General features: G+C 61.0%; 11 protein-coding genes. 4 read left to right on the forward strand and 7 right to left on the reverse strand.

Annotated elements, in window-relative coordinates:
- Position 1: 1 nt before the first annotated feature.
- The 6 genes from ACO06L_RS17100 to ACO06L_RS17125 form a co-directional block, all read right to left on the reverse strand.
- Complete coding sequence (locus ACO06L_RS17100) at positions 2-1,243, reverse strand: heme biosynthesis HemY N-terminal domain-containing protein (RefSeq protein WP_202347987.1); 1,242 nt, start codon at positions 1,241-1,243, stop codon at positions 2-4.
- A complete protein-coding gene (locus ACO06L_RS17105; RefSeq protein WP_202347986.1) occupies positions 1,240-2,364 on the reverse strand; it encodes a uroporphyrinogen-III C-methyltransferase in 1,125 nt (374 codons plus the stop codon). The genes ACO06L_RS17100 and ACO06L_RS17105 overlap by 4 nt, the downstream gene beginning before the upstream one ends.
- An 8-nt stretch (positions 2,365-2,372) precedes the next feature.
- Positions 2,373-3,182, reverse strand: coding sequence for a uroporphyrinogen-III synthase (locus tag ACO06L_RS17110; RefSeq protein WP_202347985.1), 810 nt, complete (start codon positions 3,180-3,182; stop codon positions 2,373-2,375).
- The gene (gene hemC, locus ACO06L_RS17115) at positions 3,163-4,104 is read right to left on the reverse strand and encodes a hydroxymethylbilane synthase (protein WP_064228444.1); all 942 of its coding nucleotides are present in this window, start codon (positions 4,102-4,104) and stop codon (positions 3,163-3,165) included. Before hemC ends, ACO06L_RS17110 begins: the two co-directional genes overlap by 20 nt.
- Positions 4,105-4,196: 92 nt before the next feature.
- Positions 4,197-4,946, reverse strand: a complete 750-nt coding sequence (locus ACO06L_RS17120) for a LytR/AlgR family response regulator transcription factor (RefSeq protein WP_202347984.1) — start codon at positions 4,944-4,946, stop codon at positions 4,197-4,199.
- A gap of 28 nt (positions 4,947-4,974) precedes the next feature.
- The gene (locus ACO06L_RS17125; protein WP_202347983.1) at positions 4,975-6,015 is read right to left on the reverse strand and encodes a sensor histidine kinase; all 1,041 of its coding nucleotides are present in this window, start codon (positions 6,013-6,015) and stop codon (positions 4,975-4,977) included.
- A gap of 119 nt (positions 6,016-6,134) precedes the next feature.
- Between ACO06L_RS17125 and argH the strand changes: the two genes are divergently transcribed.
- Positions 6,135-7,544 (forward strand): argininosuccinate lyase, encoded by a 1,410-nt coding sequence (gene argH, locus ACO06L_RS17130; RefSeq protein ID WP_202347982.1) that lies wholly within the window; start codon positions 6,135-6,137, stop codon positions 7,542-7,544.
- 22 nt (positions 7,545-7,566) lie between these two features.
- On the opposite strand, the gene ACO06L_RS17135 is transcribed toward argH, so the two are convergent.
- Positions 7,567-10,011, reverse strand: a complete 2,445-nt coding sequence (locus ACO06L_RS17135) for an EAL domain-containing protein (protein WP_202347981.1) — start codon at positions 10,009-10,011, stop codon at positions 7,567-7,569.
- Between the two features lie 109 nt (positions 10,012-10,120).
- Here ACO06L_RS17135 and ACO06L_RS17140 point away from each other — a divergent pair, with 109 nt between their 5' ends.
- From ACO06L_RS17140 to lysA, 3 genes are all read left to right on the forward strand, one after another.
- Positions 10,121-12,979 (forward strand): class I adenylate cyclase, encoded by a 2,859-nt coding sequence (locus tag ACO06L_RS17140; protein WP_202347980.1) that lies wholly within the window; start codon positions 10,121-10,123, stop codon positions 12,977-12,979.
- A 66-nt stretch (positions 12,980-13,045) separates the two neighbouring features.
- Positions 13,046-13,207, forward strand: coding sequence for an LPS translocon maturation chaperone LptM (lptM, locus tag ACO06L_RS17145; protein WP_227512737.1), 162 nt, complete (start codon positions 13,046-13,048; stop codon positions 13,205-13,207).
- Positions 13,208-13,248: 41 nt separating this feature from the next.
- Positions 13,249-14,499 (forward strand): diaminopimelate decarboxylase, encoded by a 1,251-nt coding sequence (gene lysA / locus ACO06L_RS17150; protein WP_202347979.1) that lies wholly within the window; start codon positions 13,249-13,251, stop codon positions 14,497-14,499.
- Positions 14,500-14,509: the final 10 nt, after the last annotated feature.

Raw genomic sequence — 14,509 nt, forward strand, 5'->3', positions numbered from 1 at the left:
ATCAGGCCCTTGGCATTGGCAGTTCCGGCAGCCCGTTATCCTTGGCCAGTCCCTGCATAAGCAGTTTCACGCTGGCTTCTTCCTCGCCCATGTGGGCATTCAGGCGACTCAGCTCCGCCAGTGCCTCCCGGCTGCGCTTCAGCCGGAGGCTGGTTTCGAAATATTCCCGGGCCTTGCCCCAGAGTTCGTTGCGCAGGCTCAGCCGCCCGAGGGCCAGCAAGAGCTCGGGGTTATTCGGCCGGTCCTTCAGCCATTGTTCGGCCAGTAACAGCTGCTCATCCGGTTTCTGACCCTTCACCCGCCCGTAGAGGTTGATCAGCTCATCGCTCCAGTGGTTGCGCAGCACCTTGCGTAACAGGGTTTCGGTCTGGACCTCGTCGCCAAGGCTGGCAAGCAGGCGGGCGTAATCCCGGATGGTGTATTCGTCGCGGCGCAGAAAGCCGGGGAGTTCGTCCCAGAGCCTGGTCAGCGGTTCCAGCGATGCGTCAGGATCCTGTTTCTGCTGGCGCCGGCAATCCTCCGCGGCACGCTCCAGCAGGTTGTGCCAGACCTGACGTTCAAGATCATTGAGTTCGTCTTCCGAAAGCACGCTGCGTTTGCGAAGTTCCGGCAATAATCTGGACAGTTCGCGCCAGTCTTCCAGGCGCAGGTAGGTGTTTTTCAGCAGCTTCAGTACAAAGGGATGATGGGGCGACTGCTTGCGCAGGCGAATCAGGGTCGCCAGGGCCTGCTCCAGCCGGTTTCCCGCCAGTTGCAGTTGGGCCTGGGTGATACCCACTGCCATGTCTGAGCCCGGCGTACTGTCGAAGGCCTTGCGTAGCAGTTCATCCACCGCCTCGTGATCGCCTGATTCGAACGATGCCTGGGCAGCCGCCAGGTAATTGATCAGGGGTGTGTCGGCATGGCTGGCGGAGGATGTCAGCAGTTTCCGGGCTCTGGGCCAGTTGCCCTCGGCCAGCGCCAGAAGACCCTGAGTGGTCCGCCGCCGGGCCCGGCGCTCATTGCCCCGGGCAATCCAGCCAGCCACCAGGCCGGTGCTGGTTCTGAGCCTGCGTATTACGTTGATGGTCAGGACTGTCAGGACGATCAGGGCAATGATCACGCCCAATCCCACCCAGAAGTTGGTCTCGATCAGGTAATGCCCCAGACTGATCCGGATGTAGCCCAGATCATATTGCAAACCGAGGGACAGGCCGGTGCCTATCAGCAGCGCCAGCAGAATAATCAGTAACAGGCGAATCATGAATCGTCGCCTCCATTACCGCCACCGGCGTTACCCTCGCCATTGCCGTTGTTGGCATTAAGGCGCCCTGCCAGACGTTCCTTGAGCAGGTCCAGGGACTGACTGATATCCGGCAGTTCCGGGTCCACGTTCTTACCAGCCAGCTCAGCCAGGGTGTCGCTCAGGGCGGCGACCCGGGGGTTGCTGGCGTTGTACCAGTCCTCAATGGTGGTCCTGGCTTTGGTCAGCGCCCGCTCATACAGCGGCTGATTGCCCCGCAGTACTGCCATTTCGGCCTCTTCCAGCATGAGCTGGAGATTGAGTCGGGCATAGGCGCTCTGGTCCGGGGACAGCAGGGGCTTTACCGGCTCGTCCATGCGGCGCACAACGACCACCTGCATCAGGGTTGATTTCACCTTGTTCCAGGCCCGTGCAACGGCGCCGGGTTCCCCGCCGGTTTCAGCGCTTTCTTCCGTACCGGCGTTGACGACAAAGCCGGGGGCATTCTCGCTGATCAGGGCCTGGTCGGTGAGTTGGTGAATGCTGTCGATGGCGGCTTCCAGTTTCAGGTAGAGACCGGTCCGGTCCACGCCGGTAAGACCCTTGAGCGCCAGGATTTCCCGGGCCAGCTGCTGGCGAACCGGGTAAACACCGATGTCGTCGGATTCGGCCAGCACTTCATCGGCCGCTTCCAGGGCCGACATGGCACCGCGAATGTCTTTTTCGATCATCAACCGCTGATTGGCAATACGCAGCAGGTATTCCGCCTCTGCCAGCAGCCAGTCGGTGCGTGTGCGATTTCCGGCTTCCAGCAGTTCACGGGCATTGTGGTCGATCTGGCGCTGCTGGGTGGCGATCAGTTCCCGCTGGTTTGCCAGTTTCTCTTCCAGGGACTGCAGGCGCTGGCTTTGCTGGCTGCCTCGGTCGCCGTAAAGATCCTCAAGCTGGGCGGTATCCTGTTGCAGGCTCTGGAGTGTCTGCATCACGGCCTGATGGTTGTTCCACTGTTGCCAGCTCCAGAGGGCCAGGGCGACAGCGATGATCAGCGCAATGATGGCAACTAGCCATACTGGCCAGAGCTTCTGGCGGGCTGGTGGTTCCTTGGAAACGGTTGCGGGCAGTTGATTCGTTGTCTCTGTCACGGGCGTCCTTACTTGGCTTTTCCGGAGCCACCGTCTCGGCCGGCAAGTTGCGCTGCAACCGTGGCCACGATGTCGTTATCGGCAAGGCTTCCTGGTATACACGGATTTCGGAATCCCGCTGCCCGGGCCTGTTCGGCAACCCGATCTGCGGGAACAATCAATAACCTATCGTATAGATTATGGCCGCTATTCGCACATAGTGCGATGAGATTGTTCAAGGTTTCTCCGGACAGGGCAACGATGGCCTCCGGAGCAAAGGTGTCAAGGGTGGCCCGGATCTGCTCCGGAGAGTGGTCCGGGCGGAAGCGGCGATACAGGGGCAGGAGGGTGACCCGGGCGCCACGGGATTCGAGGGTTTCCCGGATCAGTTCGCGCCCGGTTTCACCACGGGCGAGCAGAACCCTTTCTCCTTGCAGGTTTTGCAATGACGGCAGCGCCAGGAGCGCCTCGCTGGTCCAGCCTTCGGGCGGCCTGCGTGGGCTCAGGCCGTGTTCGGCAAGCACTGCCGCCGTGCCGGCGCCAACCCCATACCAGCGGATACCCATGGGAATCTGGGGCCACCAGGTGTCCACCTCTTCCAGCAAAAGGCGGGCGGCAAACGGGCTGACCGCGATCACATGGGAAAATTCATCCAGGCTCAGGATAAGAGTCCGCCGCTCGGGTGTTTCCGGCAGAGGTTCCCGGTCAATCAGTGACAGGATACGTACATCGGCGCCGGCTGAGCGAAACCGGCTGGCGAGCCGGGAGGCCTCGGGTTCGGGCCGGCAGATCAGAATCCGCCGGCCGTTCAGATCGGGCTCAGGTGGGTGTGTGGCCATAGATTTCAGCCAGCACCTTGTCGGCTCCGAGAGCCAGCAGATCCTCGGCCAGTTCCCGGCCCAGGCGTTCGCCTTCGGCCCTTGGCGCACGGCCTTCCACCCGGAAGATCTGGGTGCCATCCACGGCGCCCACAAGGCCCCGAAGCCAGATTGTATCGTCGTCCTCAAGAAGCGCGTACGCCGCGATTGGCACCTGACAACCGCCCTCCAGGCGACGGTTTAGAGCCCGTTCGGCGGTGACGCGATCCCAGGTGTCTTTGTGCTTCAGGGGTTCAAGCATGGCTAGCAGATCCTGGTCATCGACCCGGCATTCAATGCCCAGGGCGCCCTGGCCGACAGCCGGCAGCGAGACGGTGTCTGGCAGGCAGTAGCGGATGCGCTCGTGAAAGCCCAGACGCTTCAGGCCCGAACTGGCCAGTACGATGGCGTCATATTCGCCGGCATCAAGCTTGGCCAGCCGGGTGTTGACGTTGCCACGTAGCACGCGAATCTCCAGGTCCGGGCGATAGGCCCGAAGCTGGGCCTCCCGGCGCAGGCTGGCAGTGCCGACTACGGCACCGTGGGGCAGGGCGTCAACGTTGTCGTAGTGATTGCTGACGAAGGCGTCGGTCGGGTCTTCCCGCTCGCAGATAGCCACCAGCCCCAACCCTTCCGGAAACTCCATGGGCACGTCTTTCATGGAGTGCACTGCCAGGTCGGCCCGGCCGTCCAGCATGGCTTCTTCCAGTTCCTTGACGAACAGGCCCTTGCCGCCGATTTTGGCCAGGGGCACGTCCAGGATCTTGTCACCCTGGGTCTTGATCTTGACCAGTTCCACGGTGATGTTGTCGTGCAGCCTTTCCAGTTCGGCCTTGATGAATTCCGCCTGCCACAGCGCCAGTGCGCTGCTGCGGGTTGCAATGCGAAGGGTACGTTTGGACATGACACTCACTGTCGGTTCGAAAAATGTCCGCCAAGGTTACCTTGTAGCGGCAGAAAAGTCCCGCGGCTACCACCTTTGGGAGCGCTATGGATTCAGCCTGGCTGATGCTCCTGAAGCCACTGCCGCACGTTGCTGGCATGGCGGCGGCTGACCGGGAGCTCGCCCTGACCATCCCGTAGCAATACCAGATTGTGACCATCCGGCGTCCGTTTCAGTGCCTGGATAAAGCGTACACCTACCAGCGTGTTTCGATGGATTCGCAGCAGGATGCTCGGGTAACTGTTTTCCAGCTCCTTGAGGGTATAGTCACACACGGTCTCACCCCGGGCATGGTGGATGGTGACGTATTTCTGATCCGCCTCGCAGTAGAGGATTTCCGACAGATCGATCAGCTCGGTGCCCCGGTGGGTGCGCACCGCCAGCTGCTCCTGGCTCTGGCCGGCCTGGCCATTCAGCGCCTGCAACTGCACCCGGTTGACCCTGCCGGCCCGGGCCAGGGCATCTGCCAATGCCTCTTTGCGAACCGGTTTGAGCAGATAGGCGATGGCCTGAACGTCGAACGCCTGGATGGCGTAATGGTCGTAGGCGGTGCAGAAAATCAGGGCGGGCGGATTGGCCAGCTGGCTCAGGCGGCTGGCAGCCTCCATCCCGTCCATGCCCGGCATCCGTATGTCCAGCAGCAGAATGTCCGGCTCAAGGTTCGCCACCTGTTTCAGCGTGCTGTCGCCGTCCACGGCCTCACCACAGGCCTGGTACCCCGGTAACGCCTCCACCAGTCGACGGATACGTTCCCGGGCAAGGGGTTCGTCATCGGCGATCAGGACGCTGCGGGTATCAGTCATGGTTTGTCTCGATTCTCTTTTTCGGGATTCACTTCTTACGGGGTTTCTGTTCGCCAGCCTTTTGCCGCGGCAACCTCAGGGTAACGGTATACACATCGTTCTGATGGCTGTGTTTCAACACCGCCGGTTCGCCGAACAGCGCCCGAAGCCGGGACTGTATGTTGGCCAGCGCCATACGGTTGCCCTCGTGTTGCTGGTTATTCTGGTCCGGCTTCGGGTTCTGTACCAGCAGGTAGACAAACTCGCCTTTGGCCTGGGCCTCGATCCGCACGGTGCCGCCGTCCGGGCGGGGCTGAATGCCGTGGTAGATGGCATTCTCCACCAGGGGCTGCAACGTGAGCGGTGGGATAGCCTGTTGCTCAAGGCCCTCCTCAATCTGCCACTCCAGCTTCAGACGGTCGCCCAGACGCAGTGCCTCGATGGCAAGGTAGCGTTGGCAAAGTGCCAGTTCCCTGGACAGCGGGATCAGCTGATCGCCGGTGCGAAGGCTGGCGCGAAACAGTTCCGACAGATCCAGCACGGCCTCTTCCGCCCGTTCCGGGTTGACCGCAATCAGGCTGGCGATGGTGTTCATGCTGTTGAACAGGAAGTGGGGCTGTATGCGAGCCTGAAGCGATGCCAGGTGCGCCTGCATTTCCGCCTCCCGCTGCTGTTGCCACTGGTGTTGCAGGTAAAAATAGCGCAGCACCATGAGCACGATCAGTAACGCCAGCAGCATTTTCTTGGCCACGCCCTGCCAGACGGCCACGCCGTCCTGGGGGTGCAGTACGCTGTCGGCAAACAGGCTGAACGCCAGCACATCCAGCAGCACAATGGCGACAATGGTGGTCGTTGCACCGGAGACGGACATCCGTGCAAGCCTGGCTCGCAAAAGGCAGATCAGGGCGGCACTGGTCAGGGTGGTCCACTGCACGAACAGCGACAGCAGTCCGAAGTAATTCCAGTCGATCCAGCCCCGGTCCGCCTGCACGATGGCGAGCACCAGAACCAGCAGTTCACTGGTGACCAGCAACAGGAACACGGCCCTCACCCGGCACAGGTCCGGAATGAAGAACTCGCTCTCTGTCACACCTTTGTCCCCGTTACGGGGTGTCTCCTTTACCCGGGTCAGAATGGTATACTCCCGCCACGTTCAATGTACCCAGTTCCCGCCAGATGATGCCGGGCTGTCAGCAGGAAAGATAGACCATGACGGATCAGAAAAAGTCTGACCAGACCACAAGCTCTGAAAAACCCTGGGGCGGACGCTTCAGCGAACCTACCGATGCCTTTGTTGAAAAATTTACCGCATCCGTGGGATTTGACCAGCGCCTGTACCATCACGACATCACCGGCTCCATCGCCCATGCCACCATGCTGGCCGAGGTTGGCGTGCTCACCACCGAGGAGCGGGACCAGATCATCGAAGGCCTGAAAGGGGTTAAGGCGGACATCGAGGCCGGCAATTTCCAGTGGTCTGTCAGCCTTGAAGACGTGCACATGAACATTGAGGCGCGCCTGACCGACCGTATCGGGATCACCGGCAAGAAACTGCACACCGGCCGTAGCCGCAATGACCAGGTGGCCACGGATATCCGTCTGTACCTGCGGGACGAAATCGATGTCATTGCCGAGGAACTGAAGCGCCTGCAAGCGGGCCTGCTGGATCTGGCCGAGCGCGAGGCGGATACCATCATGCCCGGCTTCACCCATCTGCAGACCGCCCAGCCGGTCACCTTCGGGCACCACCTGCTGGCCTGGTACGAAATGCTGGTACGGGATGCCGAGCGCCTGCAGGATTGCCGCAAGCGGGTCAACGTGATGCCCCTGGGCGCAGCGGCCCTGGCTGGCACCACCTATCCCATCGATCGGGCGATGACCGCCAGGCTGCTGGGCTTCGACCGGGCCAGCGAGAACAGCCTGGACTCAGTCAGCGACCGGGACTTTGCCATTGAGTTCTGCAGCTTTGGGGCGCTGCTGATGACGCATCTGTCACGGTTCAGCGAGGAACTGGTGCTCTGGACCTCTGCCCAGTTCGATTTCATTGATCTGCCGGATCGCTTCTGCACGGGCTCGTCCATCATGCCGCAGAAAAAGAATCCGGATGTGCCGGAGTTGGTGCGGGGCAAGACCGGTCGCGTCAACGGCCACCTGATTAGCCTGCTGACCCTGATGAAAAGCCAGCCGCTGGCCTACAACAAGGACAACCAGGAAGACAAGGAACCACTGTTCGACACGGTCGATACCATCAAGGGCTGTCTGAAGGCCTATGCCGATATGATTCCGGCCATTCGCTCCAAGGCCGACAACATGCGGGTGGCGGCCAAACGCGGTTTCTCCACCGCCACCGATCTGGCGGATTACCTGGTTAAGAAAGGCGTGCCTTTCCGGGATGCCCATGAAATCGTTGGCAAGTCAGTGGCGTTTGGTGTGGCTGAAGGGCGTGACCTGTCTGATATGACCCTGGAAGAGCTTCAGCAGTTCTCCGATCACATTGGCGCTGATGTCTTTGACGTGTTGACTCTGGAAGGCTCGGTGCAGGCGCGGGACCACCTCGGTGGCACAGCGCCGGACCAGGTGCGAGCGGCGGTCGGCCGGGCGCGCGCTCAACTGGGCTGAACCCGGTCCCGGGACGGATGGCTTAGCCGCCGATCCGTCCCGTGGTCAGATCCACCGCCGCAGGAGTCAGTTCGTCCAGCGGTTGCGGACGGAATAGCCGGTAACCCTGGCCGTAATGAATACCCAGAGTCCGGACCTTGCGCAGGGCGTCGTCGCTCTCGATAAACGTGGCCACGGTGATCTTGCCGGCGGCCTCGGCAATCCGGTGCAGGGCTTCAAGCATCACCTGCTGCACCGGGTCCTCCTCCAGTTGCTGAACCATTCTCCGATCCAGTTTGATGATATCCACTGGTAACCTCGCTGCCAGGCTGTAGCTTTCCACCGACGCACCGGCGCCGTCCAGGGCGACGCGGAAGCCCGCCCGATGCAGCGCATCGCACAGCACGGCCACGTCATCGGGATACTGGGTGGCATGGGCTTCGCGAATTTCCAGGCAGAAACAGCCAGGGTCGAAAGCTGATTTACTCAGCACCTCGGCCATAAAATCAGCGAAGGTATCATCCAGAACGCTGGCCAGAGACAGGTTGAAACCGCAGTACTTCAATCGTGGTTCCAGCAACGGCTGGTTGCCGAGCCAGTCCAGGGTTTGTCGGATCACCTGGCGATCCAGCCGTTTGGCCAGATCGAATCGCTCCGCGATGGGCAGGAAGTCGTCGGGCTTCAGTGCCGCTTCATTATCTGCAGTCGTCGGAATTCGGCAGAGGATTTCAATGTGGTCGCCCCATGTAGGGCTGGCCACCGGTCGCATCGCCTGATATTCGAGAATCAGGTTGTGATTGTCCAGCGCTTCGCGGATTTGCTCGACCCGTTTGCTGACGGTTGATTCGTCGGTCTGGTGGGCAATGGCCCTGGCGGCGTGGACCCGGTTTCGGCCAGACGTCTTGGCGGTATGGCACAGGTCGGCCGCCTGGCTCAGAAGCTGTTCCGGATCTCCGGGAGTGTCGCTGTCCAGGATCAGAAGGCCTCCGGAAGCGGTGGTCTGGAGCCTGTGTCCCTGCCAGTCGAAGACAAAGTCGCCGATCAGATTGAGGGTTTCCTGGGCAATCTTGCGGGCCCGAGCTTCCGGGCAGTTCTCTACCAGCAGTGCAAAGGTGTCGCCGGCAAGTCGGGCCAGGGCATCGCGCTGGCGAACCCGCACGCCCAGGTTGCCGGCCAGTTCCCGCAGATAGCGGTCGCAGGTGCCGCTGCCAGCAAGGTCGTTAAAGCGCTCGAATTCATCAAGATCCAGATAGAGCAGGCTGTCACAGGATTCCCGATGGGTTTTCTGTTCCAGGGTTCTGAGTACGCGGGCGATGAATGCCTTGCGGTTCATCAGGCCGGTAACCGGATCGTGACGTATCCGGTATTCCTCGCTTGAGGCGTGGTTCAGCCTTGGTTCAATGCGACGGGCAACGTGCACGGCGCCGGTGACTTCGCCCTGCTCGTTGGACAGGCGCTGGTAGTGGAATTCATGCACGGGAAGTTCCCTGGACTGCTGGGCCATGGGCATTTCAACCACGAAACTGTCTCGTTCAAAGGCCCGGTGCCAGAGACGCTCCATCAATCTGCGTTCGTTCGGGAACTCCTGTAGAAGGTCGCTCAGGTTGTCGCCTGCTTCGGGCTGCCGGCCGAAGGTTTCGGAAAACTGCCTGGCCCAGGCGGCATTGAAATGGAGCAGGTTAAACGAAGCATCGACGGCGACAACCAGGTCAGAAGTGGCGCTGGTGGTGGCTGCGAGCATGGCAAAGGCATGCTGGCGAGCCCTTTCGAGTTGCATGTCGGCAGTCCGGTCTACCAGGGTGCCTCCGAGCCGGGGAATTCTGCCCGCCTGCTTCAGCGCCCGACAACTGAGAGTCACCCGCCGCTGGTTCTGCCGTGAGGTGACGATATCAAGATCGAGGGAAAACGCCTCCCCCGTGCGGAGGCAGCGCCGGAACATGGCACGAACCCTCGCCTGACCAGTCTGGCAGTAGAAAAGCGCTTGCTCGGGGGTGATGTCGGCTCCGGGCCTCAGCTCAAGAAGCTGGAACATTCCTTCGGTCCAGGTCATTTCATTGGTTCGGGTATCCAGTTCCCAGATCCCGAAACCGGCACTGCTCTCGGCTCCCCGCAAAAGCCGCGAATCTCTGGTGGAACTGTCGCAAAGGGTTATCGTGGCGCTGGCGGCCTTGTCGGAATCCCGCATGTCGAGCCTCAGGCTCAGGCAGGCGGTGTAAAAAAAACCCTCCTTGTGCCGGAAGGTCACCAGAACATTCTGGCCCCGTTCAATCCGGTGGCGGTTTGCGGGTGCGAAGGGGTCATCCTGGCGGGATGCCAGGATCCGGTGTACCGGCTGTCCCTCCAGTTCGCTGGCATCGTAGCCGAGCACTGCCTCGGCCTGGTGGTCGGCGAACAGTACCTTGCCTTCATCGTCGATGCGTAAAACGGTCTGGCGCTCGGATGCGGGCGACTGTTCCGAACGGTAGCGGCGGATGATGAATTCTTTCACAGCGGGTGAGCCTCGCGTGTTCTCCAGCTTTTATTTTTCTAAAGGTTTTGCCACGATGCCGACATCATACTCATACTGATGCTGAAAAGAACCTCTCTGCGGAGCTGCCTTGACCGCCCACGTTGCCCCGATTTCCCTCGACTTTGAGGAGGGAATTGATCGTAAGACCCTCCGTCGTCTGAGGGACCGGTTTCTACTGGTCAATCAGCAGCGCTGGGACCGCGCTCATTCGGCGTTGTCCTATCGCCAGCAGATGGTGCTGGAAGTTCTGCCCCTGGTGTTTCATCTCAACCATCCGGCATTGCCCGGTTACCTGGACAGCGATTGCCCCTATGGCCTGAGTAATTACAAGCCGTCACCCGCCACGATCAATGCGGCGCGGCGGCTGGCCCGCACCTTTTCACTGAAGGATGAGGGCAAGCGCAAGCCGGATCTGGACGCCATGTTCCTGATGGGCAGTCCCGGAACTCTCGGTCACTCCGTGGCCAGTGATCTTGATGTCTGGCTTTGCCACCGGCGCGATTTGCCGGAGCGGGGAATCCGCTGTCTCGAGCGCAAGGCTGCCAAGCTGACTCGCTGGGCGGAATCCTTTGGTGTGGAACTTCACGTTTTCGTCTTCTGCGCCTCGGACTGGCGGGCCGGCCGGCAGCGTGCCGAGGTAACAGGCGAGAACTGTGGCAGTGCCCAGCACTTCCTGTTGCTGGATGAGTTCTACCGGACCAGCATCCATCTGGCCGGCGCCTGGCCCATGTGGTGGCTGATTCCCCCAGAGCAGGAGGCAAACTACGACGACTGCATGCGCAAGTTGGTGGATTTCCGGTTTGTGCGTGCCGACGATTACATCGATTTTGGCCCGGTTCCGACGATCCCCGAGGAAGAGTTTCTCGGTGCCGGTGTCTGGCAGTTGTACAAGGGCATTGATGCGCCCTGGAAGTCCATTCTTAAACTGCTTCTGATTGAATGTTATGCGCGGACCACCGGTGAGCCCTTGTTGTCCAGCGAGTTCAAACGGGCCGTGTTCCGGGGAGAGACCGATGCCGACAGCCTCGACCCTTACGTCATGCTTTATGGTCGTCTCGAAGGTTGGCTTGCCGGTCCGGAAGTGGCTTCGAGACTGGATCTGATCCGCCGGAGCCTGTATCTGAAAGCCGGTTTGCCACTCACCCGGTCCGAGGCCTCAGGGGAGCAGTGGCGCGCTCGTCTTCTGCGCCAGATGGTGACGCGCTGGGGCTGGTCCGAGAGCATTCTGGCCGAGCTGGACGAGCGCCAGCGGTGGCGGGCAGAGGATGTCGTCACCCTGCGCCGAACCATTGTCAACGAACTGACACATGGTTACCGGTTGCTGTCAAAAATGGCCAGGGAACATGGCCAGCGGGCGGCCATCAGCGCCAACGATATCAACCTGCTGGGCCGCAAGCTCTATGCGGCTTTTCAACGCAAGGCCGGCAAGATTGAGCAGATCAATCCGGGACTGGCGCCGTCGCTGGCTGAGGAAAATCTGGCATTTCATCATCAGTCAGAGCAGGGCGGCGACTCCGACGGCTGGCTGCTTTACCGGGACCTCGAAGACCCGGCGGACGCTTTCTGGCAGCCGGTTATCCGTCGCTCCGGCAATCTGGCGGAACTGATGGTCTGGTGCTACTGCAATGGCCTGCTGACCCGCTCGACAAGACTGAACGTGCGTTCCGGCACCAGTATTGCCTCGGTCAGCGAATTGCGGGAAATGCTGGACGCCCTGTCCGCGTTCCTGCCATTTCCGGTTCCACCTGCGGAACGGGAAGCGTTGTCCCGGGGTGTCCGGCCACTGAGAAATCTGCTTCTGGTCAACGTGGGCGTCGATCCCCAGGCGCATCTGACGGAAAAGGGGCTTCACAAGCTCAGTTCCCGACACGATTCCCTGGGATTCAGTGGTGGCCGGGAGAACCTGGTGATCAGCATCGACCAGATTACCTTCAACAGCTGGCACGAGGTGAGCCTGCAGCACTACGCCGCCGGCGACACCCTGATCCAATGCCTGAAGAATGTCCTCGCCTCGGTGGCAGCAAACCCTGCTGAACTTCCCGGCGTTCAGGTGCATTGCCACAACCGCGGCCATGGCTCGGCCATTGCCCGCCGGGTTCAGGAGCTGTTTGCCGATGTGCTTCGACCCTTTTTTGCCGGCGGTACTGGCCCGCATCCGCTGCGCTATGTAATCGAGATGGATCGCCGCTACTTCCTGCTCCAGTTCAACGGCCTTGAGCCTGGGTTTGTTGCCCTGGAGAGCTTCGAGGCGCTGATGGAATATCTGGCAATGCCCCAGGAGCGTTACCTGCCGGTGGTATTCGATCGCTACGCGCTGCAGGAGGAGCCGGCCTTGCGGGCGGTTTGCCTGGCCAGCGAGCCGGATAACATCCAGGTTTTCTACCGTATTCTCGGCGACCAGGCCCGGCTCTGGGTGGTTGACGAGCTGGGCTCGGTGTTCAGTTGGGAGCAGGCGGTGACCAGCCGTCGGCACTTGCTGGTGCCGGTACTGCGGTTTCTCGATAACCTGATTGAACGGCGGTTGCTGCGCCATACCGATTCGGCTGGCGTTGTGGCGGGCGTTCAGTGTTACGAGATTGTCCGGCGCGACGGCACCTGGCGCGCCGAATACCGGCCGGAATCGGATTCGGGTGTACCCCTACCCGGGTTTGAGGTGCAGGCCGTGGGCATCCATGAGGGCGACAGCCGTCTGCGCTTCGATATCTTCTGCGGTGACCAGGAATTCAGCGTCCAGGAGTATGGTGACCAGCTGATTCCGGCGGTGGCCCATTACATCCGGTCACTGCGCCAGAGTGACGAGGTTTACCCGGTGTATCTGACCGACGTCCATCTGCCCCACGACCTCGATCCCCGCGTGTATCAGCAGGATATCCAGACCAGTCAATACCTGTATTACCGGTCTGTGCTGGAGGATTCCCTTAACCGGCACCTTGCAAGGACGCGCTGACCTCGCGGCCCGGGGCGGGTGTCAGGTATACTGCGCCCATAGTGAACTCAGGGGTAGGTAGCCAATATGCGAGCGTGGACTCTGTCGATCGTGACGTTGATGCTGGCTCTGGTTGTGAGCGGTTGCGGTCAGAAAGGTCCGTTGTACCGTGACAGTCAGGCCGCTTCGATAACGTCCGGGCCGGATTCGGCCCAGGAACAGCCCGATCGCGAAGAAACCCGCGACTAGCGCCATGGCCTCCCGGCCCCGTTAAACGAATCAGGAAACTCATGGATCATTTCAACTACCGCGACGGTGAGCTGTACGCCGAGGATGTCCCTGTCTCTGCCATCGCTGATCGCTTTGGCACACCGGCCTACGTGTATTCGCGCGCCACGCTTGAGCGGCATTACCGGGCCTACGATGACGCCCTTCGGGATCACCCGCATCTGGTGTGCTACGCCGTAAAAGCCAACAGCAATCTTGCGGTGCTGAACGTTCTTGCGCGGCTTGGTGCCGGCTTTGATATTGTGTCAGCCGGTGAGCTGGAGCGGGTGTTGCGAGCAGGTGGCGATCCGTCGCGGGTGGTCTTCTCCGGCGTTGGCAAGCAGGAGTGGGAAATGAAGCGGGCCCTCGAAGTGGGCGTTCGCTGCTTTAATGTCGAATCCGACACCGAACTGGACAGGCTCAATGCTGTGGCGGGAGCACTCGGCGTAAAGGCGCCGATCTCTCTGCGGGTGAACCCGGATGTTGATGCCGGTACCCATCCCTATATTTCCACGGGTCTGAAAGAGAACAAGTTCGGGATTGATATTGCCGAAGCGCCGCAGGTCTATGCCCGTGCGGCAGGTATGCCGAATCTCGACGTAAAGGGTGTGGATTGTCACATCGGCTCACAGCTGACGAGTGTGGCCCCGTTCCTTGACGCACTGGATCGGGTGCTGGCCCTGATTGATTCCCTGGCGGACCAGGGCATACACATCCATCACCTGGATATGGGCGGTGGCCTGGGTGTCACCTACAACCAGGAACAGCCACCGCAGCCGTCGGATTATGTCAAGGCGCTGGCCGAAAGGCTCGGTGACCGGAAGCTGGAATTGATTCTTGAGCCAGGCCGCTCCATCGCCGCTAATGCCGGCATTCTGCTGACCAGGGTCGAGTTCCTGAAGTGCACCGAACACCGGAATTTTGCCATCATTGATGCCGCGATGAATGATTTGATCCGGCCGGCCCTGTACAGCGCCTGGCAGGCGATTATCCCGGTCAAGCCGCATCAGGATGGTGAGGAAAAGGCCTGGGACCTGGTGGGCCCGGTCTGTGAAACCGGTGACTTCCTGGGCAAGGACCGGCACCTGCGTCTTAAGGCCGGGGATCTGCTGGCGGTTCGCTCCGCCGGTGCCTACGGCTTTGTTATGAGCTCCAATTACAACACGCGGAACCGGCCGCCGGAACTGATGGTCGATGGTGACCAGGTGCATGTGGTTCGCCGCCGTGAAACTCTCGAAGACCAGCTCGCACCCGAGAGCTGCCTTCCGGAATGAGCGGGGGCGA

Source organism: Marinobacter sp., assembly GCF_965229985.1.
Taxonomy (GTDB): Bacteria; Pseudomonadota; Gammaproteobacteria; order Pseudomonadales; family Oleiphilaceae; genus Marinobacter.